This window comes from Polaribacter haliotis (assembly GCF_014784055.1).
GTDB classification, from domain to species: Bacteria; Bacteroidota; Bacteroidia; order Flavobacteriales; family Flavobacteriaceae; genus Polaribacter; species Polaribacter haliotis.
The window spans coordinates 2,585,599-2,601,415 of sequence record NZ_CP061813.1; the positions used below are offsets into that span (position 1 = coordinate 2,585,599).

The 15,817-nt window shown below is 30.5% G+C and carries 18 protein-coding genes; 17 read left to right on the forward strand and 1 reads right to left on the reverse strand.

What is annotated here, in order from left to right; translation table 11 throughout:
• The first annotated feature begins 52 nt into the window (after positions 1–52).
• The 17 genes from H9I45_RS11135 to H9I45_RS11215 all read left to right on the forward strand — a co-directional run bounded on the left by H9I45_RS11135 (position 53) and on the right by H9I45_RS11215 (position 13,676).
• Positions 53–391 carry a PadR family transcriptional regulator gene (locus tag H9I45_RS11135; protein WP_088352600.1) on the forward strand — a complete coding sequence of 113 codons (339 nt, stop codon included), beginning with the start codon at positions 53–55 and terminating at the stop codon, positions 389–391.
• 1 nt (position 392) lies between these two features.
• Positions 393–1,043 carry a hypothetical protein gene (locus tag H9I45_RS11140; RefSeq protein ID WP_088352601.1) on the forward strand — a complete coding sequence of 217 codons (651 nt, stop codon included), beginning with the start codon at positions 393–395 and terminating at the stop codon, positions 1,041–1,043.
• A 4-nt stretch (positions 1,044–1,047) separates the two neighbouring features.
• A complete protein-coding gene (locus H9I45_RS11145; protein WP_088352603.1) occupies positions 1,048–1,722 on the forward strand; it encodes a hypothetical protein in 675 nt (224 codons plus the stop codon).
• Positions 1,719–2,426, forward strand: coding sequence for a hypothetical protein (locus H9I45_RS11150; protein ID WP_088352604.1), 708 nt, complete (start codon positions 1,719–1,721; stop codon positions 2,424–2,426). The genes H9I45_RS11145 and H9I45_RS11150 overlap by 4 nt, the downstream gene beginning before the upstream one ends.
• A 49-nt stretch (positions 2,427–2,475) precedes the next feature.
• Entirely contained in the window at positions 2,476–3,942 is a 1,467-nt protein-coding gene (locus H9I45_RS11155) for a DUF5687 family protein (RefSeq protein ID WP_088352605.1), read from the forward strand.
• Positions 3,943–3,965: 23 nt separating this feature from the next.
• Positions 3,966–4,661 (forward strand): ABC transporter ATP-binding protein, encoded by a 696-nt coding sequence (locus H9I45_RS11160; protein ID WP_088352606.1) that lies wholly within the window; start codon positions 3,966–3,968, stop codon positions 4,659–4,661.
• A 286-nt stretch (positions 4,662–4,947) separates the two neighbouring features.
• A complete protein-coding gene (gene porW, locus H9I45_RS11165) occupies positions 4,948–7,179 on the forward strand; it encodes a type IX secretion system periplasmic lipoprotein PorW/SprE (RefSeq protein ID WP_088352608.1) in 2,232 nt (743 codons plus the stop codon).
• Positions 7,180–7,181: 2 nt separating this feature from the next.
• On the forward strand, positions 7,182–7,595 hold the full coding sequence (locus H9I45_RS11170; RefSeq protein ID WP_088352609.1) for a bactofilin family protein: 414 nt from the start codon (positions 7,182–7,184) through the stop codon (positions 7,593–7,595).
• A complete protein-coding gene (locus tag H9I45_RS11175; RefSeq protein ID WP_088352611.1) occupies positions 7,561–7,779 on the forward strand; it encodes an AtpZ/AtpI family protein in 219 nt (72 codons plus the stop codon). The genes H9I45_RS11170 and H9I45_RS11175 overlap by 35 nt, the downstream gene beginning before the upstream one ends.
• On the forward strand, positions 7,772–8,161 hold the full coding sequence (locus H9I45_RS11180) for a DUF6168 family protein (protein WP_088352612.1): 390 nt from the start codon (positions 7,772–7,774) through the stop codon (positions 8,159–8,161). Before H9I45_RS11175 ends, H9I45_RS11180 begins: the two co-directional genes overlap by 8 nt.
• Positions 8,162–8,240: 79 nt before the next feature.
• Complete coding sequence (atpB, locus tag H9I45_RS11185; protein ID WP_088352614.1) at positions 8,241–9,374, forward strand: F0F1 ATP synthase subunit A; 1,134 nt, start codon at positions 8,241–8,243, stop codon at positions 9,372–9,374.
• A gap of 36 nt (positions 9,375–9,410) precedes the next feature.
• Entirely contained in the window at positions 9,411–9,599 is a 189-nt protein-coding gene (gene atpE, locus H9I45_RS11190) for an ATP synthase F0 subunit C (RefSeq protein WP_013993139.1), read from the forward strand.
• 98 nt (positions 9,600–9,697) lie between these two features.
• Complete coding sequence (locus H9I45_RS11195) at positions 9,698–10,198, forward strand: F0F1 ATP synthase subunit B (protein WP_088352615.1); 501 nt, start codon at positions 9,698–9,700, stop codon at positions 10,196–10,198.
• Between the two features lie 6 nt (positions 10,199–10,204).
• Positions 10,205–10,762, forward strand: coding sequence for an ATP synthase F1 subunit delta (gene atpH, locus H9I45_RS11200; protein WP_088352616.1), 558 nt, complete (start codon positions 10,205–10,207; stop codon positions 10,760–10,762).
• A gap of 21 nt (positions 10,763–10,783) precedes the next feature.
• Positions 10,784–12,361: a F0F1 ATP synthase subunit alpha gene (gene atpA / locus H9I45_RS11205; protein ID WP_088352617.1), complete on the forward strand. Its 1,578-nt coding sequence runs from the start codon at positions 10,784–10,786 to the stop codon at positions 12,359–12,361.
• A gap of 68 nt (positions 12,362–12,429) precedes the next feature.
• On the forward strand, positions 12,430–13,293 hold the full coding sequence (atpG, locus tag H9I45_RS11210) for an ATP synthase F1 subunit gamma (RefSeq protein WP_088352618.1): 864 nt from the start codon (positions 12,430–12,432) through the stop codon (positions 13,291–13,293).
• A gap of 182 nt (positions 13,294–13,475) precedes the next feature.
• Entirely contained in the window at positions 13,476–13,676 is a 201-nt protein-coding gene (locus H9I45_RS11215; RefSeq protein WP_088352619.1) for an RNA polymerase sigma factor, read from the forward strand.
• Between the two features lie 312 nt (positions 13,677–13,988).
• On the opposite strand, the gene amaB is transcribed toward H9I45_RS11215, so the two are convergent.
• Positions 13,989–15,530 (reverse strand): L-piperidine-6-carboxylate dehydrogenase, encoded by a 1,542-nt coding sequence (amaB, locus tag H9I45_RS11220; RefSeq protein WP_088352620.1) that lies wholly within the window; start codon positions 15,528–15,530, stop codon positions 13,989–13,991.
• Between the last annotated feature and the right edge of the window lie 287 nt (positions 15,531–15,817).

Consider the following 15,817-nt stretch of genomic DNA (forward strand, 5'->3'; position numbering starts at 1 on the left):
ATTTTATACCTAAGAATTCTATGCATCAAAAAATTATGTATATATTTACAACATGGGAAATCAGAAATTATACAAAGGTTCTTTACAAACCATTATTTTAAAGTTATTAGCAAGTAACGATAAAATGTATGGTTACGAAATTACGCAACATGTAAAGGAGCTTACAAAAGGCGAATTGCAAATTACAGAAGGTGCTTTGTACCCAGCTTTGCACAAATTAGAAGCAGATGGTTTGTTAGATGTAGAGGTTGCAAAAGTAGGAAACAGACTTCGTAAATATTACAAATTAACCGAAAGTGGCACCAAAGAAACCGCCAATAAGTTGGAAGAAATGCAAGAGTTTTTAAAAACGATGCAACGTTTGGTAAACCCTAAATTTAGTTTGGAGTAAGATGAAAAAGAACTACGAAATAACAGAAAAGCAACTGACTTTTTTAAACGGTTATTTGCTTAAAAAATACCCAGATATTTCTGATGAAACCAGAATTGAGTTGGTAGATCATTTAATATCAGATTTTGAAGCAACTACAGAAAATGGAAATTTATCTCAATATTTATCCAATGAATTGGGATTTATTAGGAAGTTTGTTTTTACAGATAGAAAAAAGTTTAAGTCTACTTATAGCAAAGAAACTTGGTTAAAATTTTCTAATTTTTTTACTGATTTAAAACTTTTACCTTTTTCTTTATTGATAATAATAGCGTTTTATTTTTTATCAGAAAATGTAAATAATAAAACTCTATATCTTGTTTTATTAATTTCACAAACTTTAGTTTTTGCAATATCTGTATTCTTTGGATCTATTAATAAAAAACAATTCAGAAAATTAGAAGAAGTACAATTTTTAGGTTCTGATATTTGGTTGCCTTTTTTATTAGTAAGTATACTTTCAGTTGAAGAAATTAAAGATTTTATACTGTCATATAGTTTGCTTTTTACAGTTTATGCTTCATTTGTAATAATTTTTGGTTTAGCTGCTTTTATAGTAGTCAGAAAAAATAAAAAGCACATTTTAGAAAAATACAAACACTTGTTAAACTAACGCCATGGAATTAACAAAAAACCAAATACAATTTATAGACCATCGTTTAGAAAACGAAGGCGTAAAATATTGGGACATTCGCATAGAAATGTTAGATCATGTGGTTACAGATGTTGAGAAAAGAATAGAGTTAGGAGAAGGTTTTAAAGATGCAGTAAATAATTCTTTTATTTTTTCTGGATGGAATGGTAGTTTTGACAGTTTAACAAAACAAAGATTATTTTCAATTAATAAAATTGTTAGAAAACAGTACTTCTTAAAAGTGAAAGATTTGTTTATAAAACCTACCTCTTTGTTGTTGATATTTTTATTTGTTTCTATTTACTATATGGTTTATAGCTTTGCAAGTTTAAGTGTTTTTAAAACAGTTACTTTAATCGTTTTATTTGCACCCATAACTCTTGGAGTTATTTTACATCTTTCAGAATTTTCTAAAACAGGGAAATCTGGCTATTTAACTTACAGTACTTTTTATATTTTCTTTTCTTTTTTATTTTTAAATGCGGTTATTCAATTTGTAAAACCTGAGGGCATTATTCCTGTTTCAAAAGAAGCTCATTTATTTGTTTGGTTTTCTGTTTCTGCATTAAATGCCATATTATCTTTTGCAGGTATTTTAGTTCATTTAGAAACCAGTAAAAAAATTAAAAACATCGAATTAAAGTTGAAAAGTTTATGAAACTAACAAACACTCAAATAGACCAGCTTTACAAATTCACCAGAAAACACTACGTTTATTTTTACGATGTACAAACAGAATTGGTAGATCATTTGGCCAATGATATAGAAAGCATCTGGAAAGAAAATCCGAATTTATCATTTGAAGAAGCAAGAGATAAATCATTCAAAAAATTCGGCATTTTTGGTTTTATGGATGTTATTGAAGCCAAACAAAAACAAATGAATAAACGTTACAGAAAAATAATGTGGCGTTTTTTTAAAGAATGGTTTACAGTGCCTAAAATTGTAACTACAATAACTGTTTTTTTATCACTTTTCTTCGTTTTAAAAATACCATTTTCTGAATATGTTTTATTAGGTGCACTCTTTATTTTAGTTGTTTTCGATTTAATAAAACAGTCAATTGCAAGAAAAAAGCAAAAGAAAAAAGAAGTGAAGAAAGAGAAGATTTTCCTTTTAGAATCTATGATTTGCGAAACAAGACAAGGTTTTTCCGCAATTACTTTTGTAAACATTTTCAACTTTGTAAATCTTACAAGAGTTAGTTTTAGTTCTTTGGAAAACCATTGGTTATTGCTAATTTCTTTTTCGGCAACTTTATTAATTATTCTATTTTATGTAACTGCTTATTTAATGCCACAGAAATCAGAAGAATTACTTATAGAAACCTATCCTGAATATAAATTATCACAAAATTTGTAACATTTTTAATTTTACAACTACTTATTATCAATCAAACTAATTAAAACTTATGCTTTCACACTTTTTAAATCTCGAATGGAAACAATATTTTCGTTCTGCACATTGGCAAAAAGGAATCGCAATTAAAATAATAATGGTGTTTTTTGCGCTTTATTTTATCGTTGCTTTTATAGGACTTGGTGTTGGTGGTTACTACATTCTAAAAAAAGAGTTTCCAGAACAAGACCCTTTACAATTGGTAAATTCCTATTTATTATATGCAATTTTAGGAGACCTAATATTTAGGTATTTAATGCAGAAATTACCTGTAATGAATATAAAACCAATGCTAATTTTACCGATAAAAAAAAGCAAATTGGTGCATTATGTATTAGGGAAATCTTCAGTATCTTTTTTCAACTTTTTAGGCTTGTTTTTTTATGTGCCTTTTGCAGTTGTTTTAATGATAGAAGGTTATAACACTTTAGGTGTTTTAGGTTGGTTATTCACGATGATATTAATCATCCAATCTGCAAACTTCTTAAACTTTTTAATCAATAAAAATAATATTGCTTTAGGGGTTATAGTTGCTCTTTTGGTTGGTTTAATTGGCTTACACAAGTTCGATATTTACAATGTAACTGCTTTTGGAGGTAAAATTTTCGATGCTATTTATGCAAACCCAGTGTATTCGTTAATTGGTGTTGCTGTTTTAGCAGTTTTATATCATTTAAATTTCAAACAATTATTTGACTTGTTGTATTTAGATGAAGCTGTAAAAACGAAAGTAGAAGAAGCGAAATCTGTAGATTTATCTTTTGCAGATAAATTAGGAGATGTTGCTCCATTTATAAAAAACGATATGCGTCTTATTTGGAGAAATAAAAGAACAAAAACGGTGTTTTTAATGTCGTTTCTATTCTTATTATATGGTTTAATTTTCTTCACACAGAAAACCTATCAAGAAATGCCAGCCATGTTAATGTTTGCATCGTTATTTGTAACTGGAGGTTTTGCATTAAATTACGGTCAGTTTATTCCTGCTTGGGACAGTGCACATTATAAATTGCTAATGAGTCAGAGTTTTAAATACAGAAAATTCTTAGAATCTAAATGGATTTTAATGGTGGTTATGACAACCATTTTATACTTTTTAAGTTTCCCTTATTTATATTTTGGAGTCGACACATTTTTAATGATAACAGCTGGAGCCATTTTTAACATTGGTTTTAACTCACTGTTTTTATTATATGCAGGTTCATTCAACAGAAAAAGAATCGATTTAAACAAAAGTGGTTTTGGAAATACGCAAGGAACAAGCGCTACTCAGTTTATAATAATAATTCCAATTATGGGAATTCCGATGTTGTTATTTTGGCTTTTCAACAAATTTGTTGGTGGTAATTCTGGTTACATAGTTGTAGCATCAATAGGTGTTATAAGTTTGCTTTGTAAAAATTACGCGATGAATTTTATTGAGAAAAAATACATAAAAGACAAATATGTTATGATTAACGCATTCGGAAAAGAAGCATAATACCAAACTTAAAAGAAAACACAATGATTACAATAGATACAATATCAAAAAAATACGGAAAAGCAGAAGTTTTAAACGTAGAAAAAATAGACATTCCAACAGGACAAAGTTTTGGTTTGGTGGGGAATAATGGTGCAGGAAAAACAACATTGTTCAATATATTATTAGATTTAATTAGACCAACAACTGGAAAAATTTCCAATCATAATATTGTTGTAAACGAAAGTGAAGAATGGAAGAATTTTACAGGTTCTTTTATTGATGAATCTTTCCTAATCACTTATTTAACACCAGAAGAATATTTCGATTTTATAGGCGATTTAAGAGGAATGAACAAAGCTGATGTTGCAAAATTCTTATCAAAATTTGATGAATTTTTCAACGGAGAAATTGTAGGAAAAAAGAAATATTTAAGAGATTTAAGTAAAGGAAACCAGAAAAAAGCAGGAATTGTTGCTGCATTAATGGGAAATCCGCAAGTAGTAATTTTAGATGAACCATTTGCAAACTTAGATCCAACCACACAAATTAGATTGAAAAAAATTATAAAAGAATTAACCGAAAACAGAGAAATTACGGTTTTGGTTTCTAGTCACGATTTAACCCACGTAACAGAAGTTTGCGAAAGAATTGTGGTTTTAGACAAAGGAGCAGTTGTAAAAGACATCGAAACTTCTGAAGCAACTTTAAAAGAGTTGGAGAGTTATTTTGCTTTGTAGTTTTTTGTAAAATTAAACGCAAAGACGCAAAGTTGTAGAGTCGCAAAGTTTTTCCACCAAGATTGGCTATGTTTTCCATTTTCCTACGTAGTGAAACATACCGATTTTAGAAGAGGTTAATCCTAATTTTCTCAAGGATAAATGAAAAAGATAATGTCAGACTGAGCTTGTTGAAGTCTTTATTTCACAACAAAAGAAAGACGATTCTTAATTTATTACTATTTTTACACTCTTATTTATACTATTTTCGACAGAATTTAGTTTTAGATAAGAGTTTTTTCAATATATGAAACACATTAAAAAAATCCTTTTTATTGCCATTGCTTTTGGAGCTATATATTCTTGTAGCACAAAAAAAGATACTGTTATTAGTAGGAATTTTCATGCTATGACTGCCTATTTTAACATTCTTTTTAATGGAGAAGAGGCGTTCAAACAAGGAATTAAAGGCATTAACGAAGGTTATAAAGACGATTGGTTTAAACAATTACCAATAGAACCCATAGAGTTTGATGAACGTAAAATTGTAGTTCCATCATTCAAAAGTTCTGGAATGGGAGCAGGTTTTGGAGATTCTAATAAAGAAGAAGAAACCAAAAGCGCTGGAACTCCATTCGAAAAAGCAGAAGAAAAAGCCGTAAAAGCGATTCAAAAACATGGAATGAATATCGATGGTTTAGAGAGAAACCGTCAAATTGATGATGCATATTTACTATTAGGAAAATCGCGCTATTATTCACAACGTTTTATTCCTGCGATTGAAGCTTTTAATTATGTTATTGCAAACTATCCTGATGCAAATTTAATAGCTGAAACAAAAATATGGAGAGCAAAATCGAACATTCGTTTAGACAACGAAGAATTTGCAATAGAATCTATGAAGCTTTTAATGGTTGTAAAAGATACATTAGAACCAGATTTTCCAGACGAAATTAAAGAACAGGCATACACAACTTTGGCAATGGCGTATGTAAAAGCAGACAGCATTCAAAAAGTAAAAAGGTATTTACAATTAGCAACAAGAACACAAGCAAACAGAGATCAGGCTGCAAGAAACCTATTTATTTTAGGGCAAATTTATGCTCAAGAAAACAAAAAAGATTCTGCAACAATGGTTTTTAATCGATTAACAGAATTCAAAAAAGCACCTTATAAATATAAAATTCATGCAAATATAGAATTGGCAAGAAATGCCAATAACGATTCTATATCTAACAGTTTGTTGGCAAGAATGCAAAAACTGATTAAAAACAGAGACAACAGACCTTATTTAGACGAATTATATTATCAAGTTGCGACTTTACACGAAAATAACGACAGTTTAAAATTAGCGACAGAATATTACAATAAATCGCTAAGAGCCTTAAATGGTGGAGACAAACAGAAAACATTTACCTACGAAAATTTAGGAAATTTGTATTTTAAAAATTCAGAATATCAACTAGCAAGTTCTTATTACGATAGTGTTTTAAATGTTTCTCAAGATAGTTTAGACTTGCGAATTAGACGTGTAAAAAGAAAATATAAAAACTTAGCTTCCTTAATTAAGTTCGAAGATATTGTAGAAAGACACGATAGTATTGTGCGAATTGCATCACTTTCTAAAATCGAGCAAGAAACGTATTTTCAAAATTATATTGATAATTTAAAAGTAAAGGACGAAGAAGCTGCACAATTAAAACTGAATCAATTAGCATTTGGTGGTTCTTTTGGAGGAGGTTCTTTGCAATCTGCTAAAAAAGGAAAATGGTATTTTTACAATCAGCAAACGTTAGCTTTTGGTAAAACTGAATTCCAAAGAATTTGGGGAAATAGAAAGTTGGAAGACAATTGGCGTTATTCAGAAAAAGCAAGCAATACCATTTCTAAAACAGATTCTGTTGCGACTGTAACCAAAGATACAAGATACGATTTGGCGAGTTATTTAGAAAAAATTCCAACAGAACAACAAGTTATAGATAGTTTAAAAGTTGATAGAAATCAGGCTTTATACGAATTAGGAATCATCTATAAAGAGCAGTTTAAAAATAGAAATTTGGCGATAATGCGTTTGGAAAGAGTATCTACTTTACAACCAAGAAAAGATTTACTATTACCAATAAATTGGCATTTATATCAAACTTATACAGATGCTGGCGAAACAGACAAAGCATTAAAATACAAAAACACGATTCTTACAGATTATCCAGATACCGTTTTTGCACAGTTGATAAAAAACCCAGAGAAAAAGTTTGAAGAAAACGTAAAAGTTAATGAAGTAGAAAAATCGTACAAAGAACTCTATTATTTATATAAAAAAGGCGAATATAAAAATGTATTAATTGCAATTAACGATATTTTACCAACGATAGCAAGCTCAAAATTAAAACCAAAATTCGAGCTTTTAAAAGCCTATGCTATTGGTAAATATTTGCCGAAAGAAATTTACAAAGAAGCATTAGAGTTTGTTGCAATTAACTATGGAAATTCAGAGGAAGGCAAAAAAGCAAAAGAAATCTTAGAACAATTAAACAAATAAATATGTTTAACAGTAAAGAAAAAAAACCGGTAAAAACGAAAGCTATGGAAAGAAATGTTGTTGCAAAAAATACAACCATTGTTGGAGATATTAAATCTGATGGCGATTTTAGAATCGATGGAACATTAGAAGGAACTTTAAAAACTCAAGGTCGCGTTATTATTGGTGTAGATGGCTTTGTAAAAGGAAATGTAGAAGCTACAAATGCAGATATCGAAGGAAAATTTTCTGGAACCTTACAAGTTTCTAAAACTTTAACCATTAAAGGAACTGCAAATATTTCTGGAGATGTAACTATTGGAAAACTATCAATTGAACCTGGTGCAACCTTCAACGCAACTTGTGCAATGAAAGGCGCATTAAAAGAAATGAATCCTAGTAATGAAAGCAAAAAAACCTCAGAAAAAACCGCTTAACAAAGCCATTGCACTTTCTGGTGCAGGTCTACAAATGGGTTTAACCATTTATTTAGGTTTTTTACTAGGAAAATGGTTAGATAAACAATTCGAACTAACTTTCTTAACAGAAACAATTACGTTGCTAGCAATTTTTTTAGCGATGTATGCTTTGATAAAACAAGCCAATAAAATTAATGAATAAAGATATCTTTCGATATATTTTAGTGTTTGTTGCTCTTTTCTTAATAGGCTATTACACACACCTAAAGATTATAGAATCCCAAGGTTTAGAATTGCAGTTTTCTTTGGAGAAAGTATATCTGTTTCATGCCTTTTTTTCTGCTTTAATATGTATAAATTTAAGGTTTGTTTCTACTGTTGATAAACTTTTCCCACAGTTGGGTTTTATCTATTTAGGCACCTTAGTTGTTAAGTTAATTCTTTTCGCTATATTTTTCTATAACCCTTTGTTTACAGTAGATTCGTTTAGCTTTTCTGAAAAAATTGCGTTGTTTATTCCACTTTTTATTTTTTTGTTAACAGAAGCGATTTTTGTACTAAAAATACTCAACCAAAAAGAATAAAAAATAATTCAATAAAAACAGTTTGTATTTTTGAATAATTGCATACCTTTGCGCCGAATTTAGAAAGCGTATTTTTACAATGAAGGTTGCACAAAAAACAATCAAGTTTCTTACAATAGTAGCAATAATCCTTTTTACAGCGGTTAGTTTTGCTTCAGAATCTGATAAAAAACAAGATCACGATACTGATGGTGGTCGTGTAAATACGAAAGCAGAAGTAGACGCTTATATTCTACATCACATTAAAGATTCTCACGATTTTTCTTTATTTTCTTACACAAGCGATTCAGGAGAAAGAAAACATGTTGGTTTTCCTTTACCAGTAATTTTATGGACTAGTGAAGGTTTGGTTACATTTATGTCTTCAGAATTTCATCATAATGACGATGGACATGTAATCGTAGAAAAGAAAGGATTAAAATTCGCGAAGATTCATTCAAAAATTTACGAATTAGATAAAGGTGCTTCTACAGTTGCTTTTGACAAAGACCATCATGCAGAAAACGCACACAAAGTTTTAGATTTTTCAATTACAAAAAGTGCTTTTGGTATTTTATTAATTGGATTGTTATTGTTATTCTGGTTTTCTAGATTGGCAAAACAATACAAAACTAAAAACGTTCCTACAGGTTTTGCAAGAGTTTTAGAGCCATTAGTTTTATACGTTCGAGACGAAATTGCTAAGCCAAATATTGGAGATAAACATTACAGAAGATTCACTGGTTATTTATTAACTGTATTCTTTTTTATATGGGTTTTAAACTTAGTAGGTTTAACACCTTTAGGTTTTAATGTTACAGGTCAATTAGCAGTTACAGCTTGTTTGGCAATTTTTACATTGGTAATTTATACAGTAAGTGGAAATAAAGATTATTGGATGCACATGTTGTGGATGCCAGGAGTTCCTGTTTTAATTCGTCCAGTTTTGGCAATTATAGAATTGGCTGGAGCATTAATCATTAAGCCATTTTCATTATTAGTACGTTTGTTCGCAAACATTTCAGCAGGTCATATTGTGGTAATGAGTCTAATTGCAATTATGTTTACACTTAAAGAATCTTTAGGGGTTGTTGGTGCAACAGGATTGTCTTTAGTATTATCATTTTTTATAACATTAATTGAGGTTTTAGTAGCTTTTTTACAAGCGTATATCTTTACAATGCTTTCAGCATTATTTATTGGTATGGCAGTAGCAGAGCCTGAGCATCATTAATAAAAGTTTGTTTAATTTAATATAAATACATTTATTATGTACAATTTAATTGGAGCAGGATTAATCGTAATCGGAGCAGGAATTGGTTTAGGTCAAATTGGTGGAAAAGCAATGGAAGGTATTGCTAGACAACCAGAAGCAACTGGAAAAATTCAAACAGCAATGATTATTATCGCTGCATTATTAGAAGGTTTAGCATTTGGAGCATTATTCTTAGGAAAATAATCCAAACAAAAACAAAAAATAGCGTTCTGTAACGGTTGGTTACAGAACCTATTTTTAAAATTAAACAAAAAAGAAAAAATATATAATTAGTTTATAGAATGGAAACTTTATTAAACGATTTTTCACCAGGGTTATTTGTAGTGTCAACAATATTATTGTTGGCTTTAATTGCACTAATGGTAAAATTTGCTTGGAAACCAATTTTAAAATCTTTAGAAGAAAGAGAATCTGGAATTGAAAATGCATTGGAAGCAGCAGAAAATGCTCGTAAAGAAATGCAAAATTTACAAGCAGATAACGAAAGATTGGTAAAAGAAGCAAGAGCAGAAAGAGATGCAATGATGAAAGATGCAAGAGATATTAGAGATAATATGATTGCAGAAGCCAAAGAAGATGCAAAAGAAGTTACTGCTTCATTAATAGAAAAAGCACAAGCTTCTATTATTCAAGAAAAGCAAGCGGCTTTAGCAGAAATTAAAAAGAACGTTGCAGATTTATCTATTGGTATAGCAGAATCTGTTATTAAGAAAGAATTATCTAACAAAGAAGATCAACTTAAATTAGTTGAAGATATCTTAAAAGACGTTACTTTAAACTAAGCATAAATGAAAGACGCAAGAGCAGCATTACGTTACGCCAAAGCAATCTTAAATCTTGCTACAGATTCTAAGTCGGAGTCTGCAGTAAATGACGACATGTCTTTTATTGCAAAAACAATTGCCGAGAATAAAGAATTTGAGGTAATGTTAAGAAGTCCTATCGTAAAATCTACAGACAAAATGAATGTTTTAAAAGCATTGTTTGATGGTAAGGTAGACAACATTACATTAGGTTTATTCCATTTGTTACAAGACAACAAAAGAATTGGAATGTTAGAGCCTATTGCTAAGAAATATGCAATTGTTTTCGATCATTTAAAAAGCACACAAGTGGCGAAAGTTACTACAGCTGTTGCTTTAACGAAAGAAGTAGAAAAGCAAGTTTTAGATAAAATTGTAGCTTTAACAGGCGAAAAAGCAAATTTAGAAAACGTAATAAATCCAGCTATTTTAGGAGGATTTATATTACGTGTTGGAGATGTACAGTATGATGCTAGTATCTCTAATTATTTAAACGAATTGAAAAAGGAATTTGACAACAGTCACTATATTCCAAAAATTTAATTATACATCAAATCATAAAAGATGGCAAGTATTAAACCAGCTGAAGTATCAGCAATTTTAAAGCAACAGTTAACAAATTTTGAAGCAAAAGCTACTTTAAACGAAGTAGGAACTGTTTTACAAGTAGGAGATGGTATTGCACGTGTGTATGGTCTTTCTAATGTTCAATATGGTGAATTAGTAGAATTCGAAAACGGATTGGAAGGTATCGTATTAAACTTAGAAGAAGACAATGCAGGTGTTGTATTATTAGGAGCTTCTACTTCAATTAGAGAAGGTTCTACAGTAAAACGTACAGAACGTATTGCTTCTTTAAGAGCAGGTGAAGGAATTGTAGGAAGAGTTGTAGATACTTTAGGAAGTCCTATAGATGGTAAAGGTCCTATTGAAGGAACTACTTACGAAATGCCTTTGGAGCGTAGAGCACCAGGAGTTATTTATAGAGAGCCTGTAACTGAGCCATTACAAACTGGTATTAAATCTATTGATGCAATGATTCCTGTAGGTAGAGGTCAGCGTGAGTTGATTATTGGAGATAGACAAACAGGTAAATCTACAGTTGCTTTAGATACTATTTTAAATCAAAAAGAATTTTACGATGCTGGTGAGCCAGTATATTGTATATATGTAGCTATTGGTCAAAAAGCTTCTACAGTTGCAGCAATTGCAAACATGTTAGAAGAAAAAGGAGCGTTAGCTTATACTACAATCGTAGCAGCAAATGCATCAGATCCTGCAGCAATGCAAGTATATGCACCATTTGCTGGAGCTGCAATTGGAGAATATTTTAGAGATTCAGGAAGACCAGCTTTAATTATTTTTGATGATTTATCAAAACAAGCTGTTGCTTACCGTGAAATTTCTTTATTATTAAGAAGACCTCCAGGACGTGAGGCATACCCAGGAGATGTATTTTACTTACACTCTAGATTATTAGAAAGAGCTGCAAAAGTTATTAATGATGATAAAATTGCAAGTGAAATGAACGATTTACCAGATTCTATGAAAGGAATCGTAAAAGGTGGAGGTTCTTTAACTGCATTACCAATTATTGAAACTCAAGCAGGAGATGTATCTGCATACATTCCAACAAACGTAATTTCGATTACAGATGGACAAATTTTCTTAGATGGAGATTTATTTAACTCAGGTGTAAGACCAGCAATTAACGTAGGTATTTCTGTATCTCGTGTTGGAGGTAATGCACAGATTAAATCTATGAAAAAAGTATCTGGTACTTTAAAATTAGATCAAGCAGCATATCGTGAATTAGAAGCTTTTGCTAAGTTTGGTTCAGATTTAGATGCAGCTACAATGAGTGTAATTTCTAAAGGACAACGTAATGTTGAAATTTTAAAACAAGCTCAGAATGATCCTTATCCAGTGGAAGACCAGATTGCAATCATTTATGCAGGTTCTAAAAACTTGTTAAAAGATGTACCTGTAAACCAAGTGAAGAAATTCGAAAGAGATTATATCGATTATTTAAACGCAAAGCATAGAGATACTTTAGATACTTTAAAGTCTGGTAAATTAACAGACGAAGTTATTGCTACTTTAACAGCAGCAGCAGCAGAAATATCTAAGCATTTTGCATAATAGACGTTAGCTTATAGCTTTTAGACAGTAACACTAAAAACTAAAGACTAATAACTAACAACTAAAGAATGGCAAACTTAAAAGAAATACGTAATAGAATCACCTCAATTGGTTCAACAATGCAGATTACATCTGCCATGAAAATGGTATCTGCTGCAAAGTTGAAAAAGGCGCAAGATGCAATTACTGCAATGAGACCTTATTCATCTAAACTAACTGAATTGTTGCAAAATTTAAGTGCAACTTTAGATAGCGATGCTGGTGGAGTATATTCTACACAAAGAGAAGTTTCTAAAGTTTTAATGGTTGTAGTAACATCTAACAGAGGTTTGTGTGGTGGTTTTAACTCTTCAATTACAAAAGAAGTTGTAAAAACAATCGACGCAAAATACGCAAACGCAACTGTAGATTTATTTACAATTGGTAAAAAAGGAAGCGTTTTATCAAAAAAATGTAAAATTGTAAGGTCTGAGAATGAGATTTTTGACGATTTAACTTTTGATAATGTTGCAGCAATTGCACAAAATTTAATGGATTTATATGCTGATGGTAGCTATGATAAAATTGAATTGGTGTACAACCAGTTTAAAAATGCAGCAACACAATTGCCACAAGTAGAGCAGTTTTTACCTATTAAACCAATTGAAGGTGGAGATGCAGATGCAGTAAATTCTGATTATATTTTTGAGCCTTCTAAAGAAGAAATTGTGGAAGCATTAATTCCTAAATCTTTAAAAACTCAATTATACAAAGCAATTAGAGATAGTTTCGCTTCAGAACATGGTGCACGTATGACTGCAATGCACAAAGCAACAGACAACGCAAAAGATTTAAGAGACGATTTATTGTTAACGTATAACAAAGCACGTCAAGCAGCAATTACAAACGAAATTTTGGAAATTGTTGGTGGAGCTGAGGCTTTGAATAATTAAACGTAGCGTAGCGAAGTTAAATATTCAAAAGAGCTGAGGCTTTGAATAACTAAGCAAAGAACAAATATTATATTTTACAAAAAGAGACTGGTTTTCCAGTCTCTTTTTTTTTGTCTTAATTTTAGAAAAAATGAAACTCTTTTATTTTTTGTTCGTTTTTAAGAATAGAACCAACCCAGTTAATGTCTAAAGAACAAAATCTTTTAATTCTAAATTGCAGAAAAGGCAATCAGAGAGCTCAATTGAAAATATATAACCTCTTCTGTGAAGCAATGTTTTTTATTGCTTGTAGATACCTTAAAAACGACGAAGAAGCTAAAGAAGCGATGCAAGATGCATTCTTAAAAAAGCTACACTTAGAGAGAAGTATTCAGAAAATTTAGGTTTTGATTTGTAATAGAAATTAGAATTAAAAATTATTTTATTTTACCAACTTGATTCTAAATTTAAAATAACAAAAAACCCAATTCGTAAGAGTTGGGTCTTATGTTTAAAAAGTGTAAGATGTACATTTTTAAAATATTTTTAGAGTGTTCGTTTAACTATATTGATATAGAACTTTTTAATGTTTTATATCAGAAGTTAAACGAAGTTAGCTGTTTTTTTTGAGAAAGTTAAGATTTAAAAGTGAGTTAAAAAGTAAAAACCCAACTCTTTCAAGTTAGGTTTTATAAATAAAATAATACTTTAAATTTTTAAAGATCAAACTTAATTCCTTGTGCTAAAGGCAATTCATCAGAATAATTTACGGTGTTTGTTTGTCTTCTCATATATACTTTCCAAGCATCAGAACCAGATTCTCTTCCTCCACCAGTTTCTTTTTCTCCACCAAATGCGCCACCAATTTCAGCACCAGAAGTTCCGATATTTACGTTTGCAATTCCACAATCAGATCCTGCATAAGACAAGAATTTCTCTGCTTCTTTCATTTCATTCGTCATAATTGCAGACGATAAACCTTGTGCAACTCCATTTTGTTTTTCAATGGCATTTTCTACATCTCCACTGTATTTCATCAAATATAAAATTGGCGCAAAAGTTTCGTGTTGCACAATTTCATAATGATTTTCAGCTTCAATAATTGCTGGTTTTACATAGCAACCAGATTCGTATCCTTTTCCTTCTAAAACTCCACCTTCAACCAATACGTTTCCTCCTTCAGCTTTTGCTTTTTCGATAGCAGATAAATAGGTGTTTACTGCATTTTTATCAATTAATGGACCAACATGATTGTTTTCATCTAGAGGATTTCCGATTTTAATTTGTTTGTAAGCACCAACTATAGCATCTCTTACTTTATCATAAACAGATTCGTGAATAATTAATCTTCTGGTAGATGTACATCTTTGTCCACACGTTCCAACAGCGCCAAAAACAGCACCAGGAACTACTACTTTTAAATCGGCAGTTGGTGTAATTATAATTGCGTTATTTCCTCCTAATTCTAATAAGCTTTTCCCAAAACGTTGGGCAACAGTTGCACCCACAATTCTTCCCATTCTTGTAGAACCTGTTGCAGAAACTAACGGAATTCTTGTATCTGTCGTCATCATTTCTCCAACTTTGTAATCTCCATTGATAATACAAGAAATACCTTCAGGTAAATTATTATCTTTTAAAATTTCAGCAATTATATTCTGACAAGCAACCGTACATAAAGGTGCTTTTTCGGAACCTTTCCACACACAAACATCACCACAAATCCACGCTAAAGCTGTATTCCAAGCCCAAACTGCCACTGGAAAATTAAATGCAGAAATAATACCAACAACACCAATTGGATGCCATTGTTCTCTCATAACATGCCCTGGCCTTTCAGACGGAATGGTTTGTCCATTTAATTGACGCGATAAACCAACTGCAAAATCGCAGATATCAATCATTTCTTGTACTTCTCCTAAACCTTCTTGGTAAGATTTTCCCATTTCATAAGAAACCAATTTACCAAGTGCTTCTTTTCTGTCTCTTAATTTGTTCCCAAACTGACGCACAATTTCGCCTCTTTGTGGCGCAGGAATATCTCTAAAAGATTTGAAAGCTTTGGTTGCAGATTCCATCACTTTTTCGTAATCTTCTTTTGTGGTTGTTTTTACTTTTCCTATTAATTTTCCATCAACAGGAGAATAAGATTCTATAATTTCTCCATTCGAAAAATTATTTGAACCTGTAGAAGTTCCGTTATTTATATCTTTTACACCTAATTCTTGTAAGGCTTCTTTAATTCCGAAATCTGTCATTTTACAGTTTGTTTTTGTTTCTTAAAAAAAATAAAGTCTTTTAGGCAATAGCCTTAAAGTACCTTTGAAAATGTCTTTCCCACGAAAGTGGGAATCTAAAAATAAAGACTTTTAACTTTAAAATAGTTATTAAATAATATTCTTTATTTTAGAAGTTCGAATTTACGAATAATTTTACAAATAGATAAATTAAACAAAAACATTATAAATTGTTTAATTTTAAACAAAATTATCCATGTCATTTCGACCTTGTGGAGAAATCTTAAATTAGATACTATTCAGAAATT

Excerpts from the sequence above, each read along its gene's own strand:
- H9I45_RS11135 (WP_088352600.1), top strand. The coding sequence starts at position 53 with ATGGGAAATCAGAAATTATACAAAGGTTCTTTACAAACCATTATTTTA.
- H9I45_RS11140 (WP_088352601.1), top strand. The coding sequence starts at position 393 with ATGAAAAAGAACTACGAAATAACAGAAAAGCAACTGACTTTTTTAAAC.
- H9I45_RS11145 (WP_088352603.1), top strand. The coding sequence starts at position 1,048 with ATGGAATTAACAAAAAACCAAATACAATTTATAGACCATCGTTTAGAA.
- H9I45_RS11150 (WP_088352604.1), top strand. The coding sequence starts at position 1,719 with ATGAAACTAACAAACACTCAAATAGACCAGCTTTACAAATTCACCAGA.
- H9I45_RS11155 (WP_088352605.1), top strand. The coding sequence starts at position 2,476 with ATGCTTTCACACTTTTTAAATCTCGAATGGAAACAATATTTTCGTTCT.
- H9I45_RS11160 (WP_088352606.1), top strand. The coding sequence starts at position 3,966 with ATGATTACAATAGATACAATATCAAAAAAATACGGAAAAGCAGAAGTT.
- porW (WP_088352608.1), top strand. The coding sequence starts at position 4,948 with ATGAAACACATTAAAAAAATCCTTTTTATTGCCATTGCTTTTGGAGCT.
- H9I45_RS11170 (WP_088352609.1), top strand. The coding sequence starts at position 7,182 with ATGTTTAACAGTAAAGAAAAAAAACCGGTAAAAACGAAAGCTATGGAA.
- H9I45_RS11175 (WP_088352611.1), top strand. The coding sequence starts at position 7,561 with ATGAAAGCAAAAAAACCTCAGAAAAAACCGCTTAACAAAGCCATTGCA.
- H9I45_RS11180 (WP_088352612.1), top strand. The coding sequence starts at position 7,772 with ATGAATAAAGATATCTTTCGATATATTTTAGTGTTTGTTGCTCTTTTC.
- atpB (WP_088352614.1), top strand. The coding sequence starts at position 8,241 with ATGAAGGTTGCACAAAAAACAATCAAGTTTCTTACAATAGTAGCAATA.
- atpE (WP_013993139.1), top strand. The coding sequence starts at position 9,411 with ATGTACAATTTAATTGGAGCAGGATTAATCGTAATCGGAGCAGGAATT.
- H9I45_RS11195 (WP_088352615.1), top strand. The coding sequence starts at position 9,698 with ATGGAAACTTTATTAAACGATTTTTCACCAGGGTTATTTGTAGTGTCA.
- atpH (WP_088352616.1), top strand. The coding sequence starts at position 10,205 with ATGAAAGACGCAAGAGCAGCATTACGTTACGCCAAAGCAATCTTAAAT.
- atpA (WP_088352617.1), top strand. The coding sequence starts at position 10,784 with ATGGCAAGTATTAAACCAGCTGAAGTATCAGCAATTTTAAAGCAACAG.
- atpG (WP_088352618.1), top strand. The coding sequence starts at position 12,430 with ATGGCAAACTTAAAAGAAATACGTAATAGAATCACCTCAATTGGTTCA.
- H9I45_RS11215 (WP_088352619.1), top strand. The coding sequence starts at position 13,476 with ATGTCTAAAGAACAAAATCTTTTAATTCTAAATTGCAGAAAAGGCAAT.
- amaB (WP_088352620.1), bottom strand. The coding sequence starts at position 15,530 with ATGACAGATTTCGGAATTAAAGAAGCCTTACAAGAATTAGGTGTAAAA.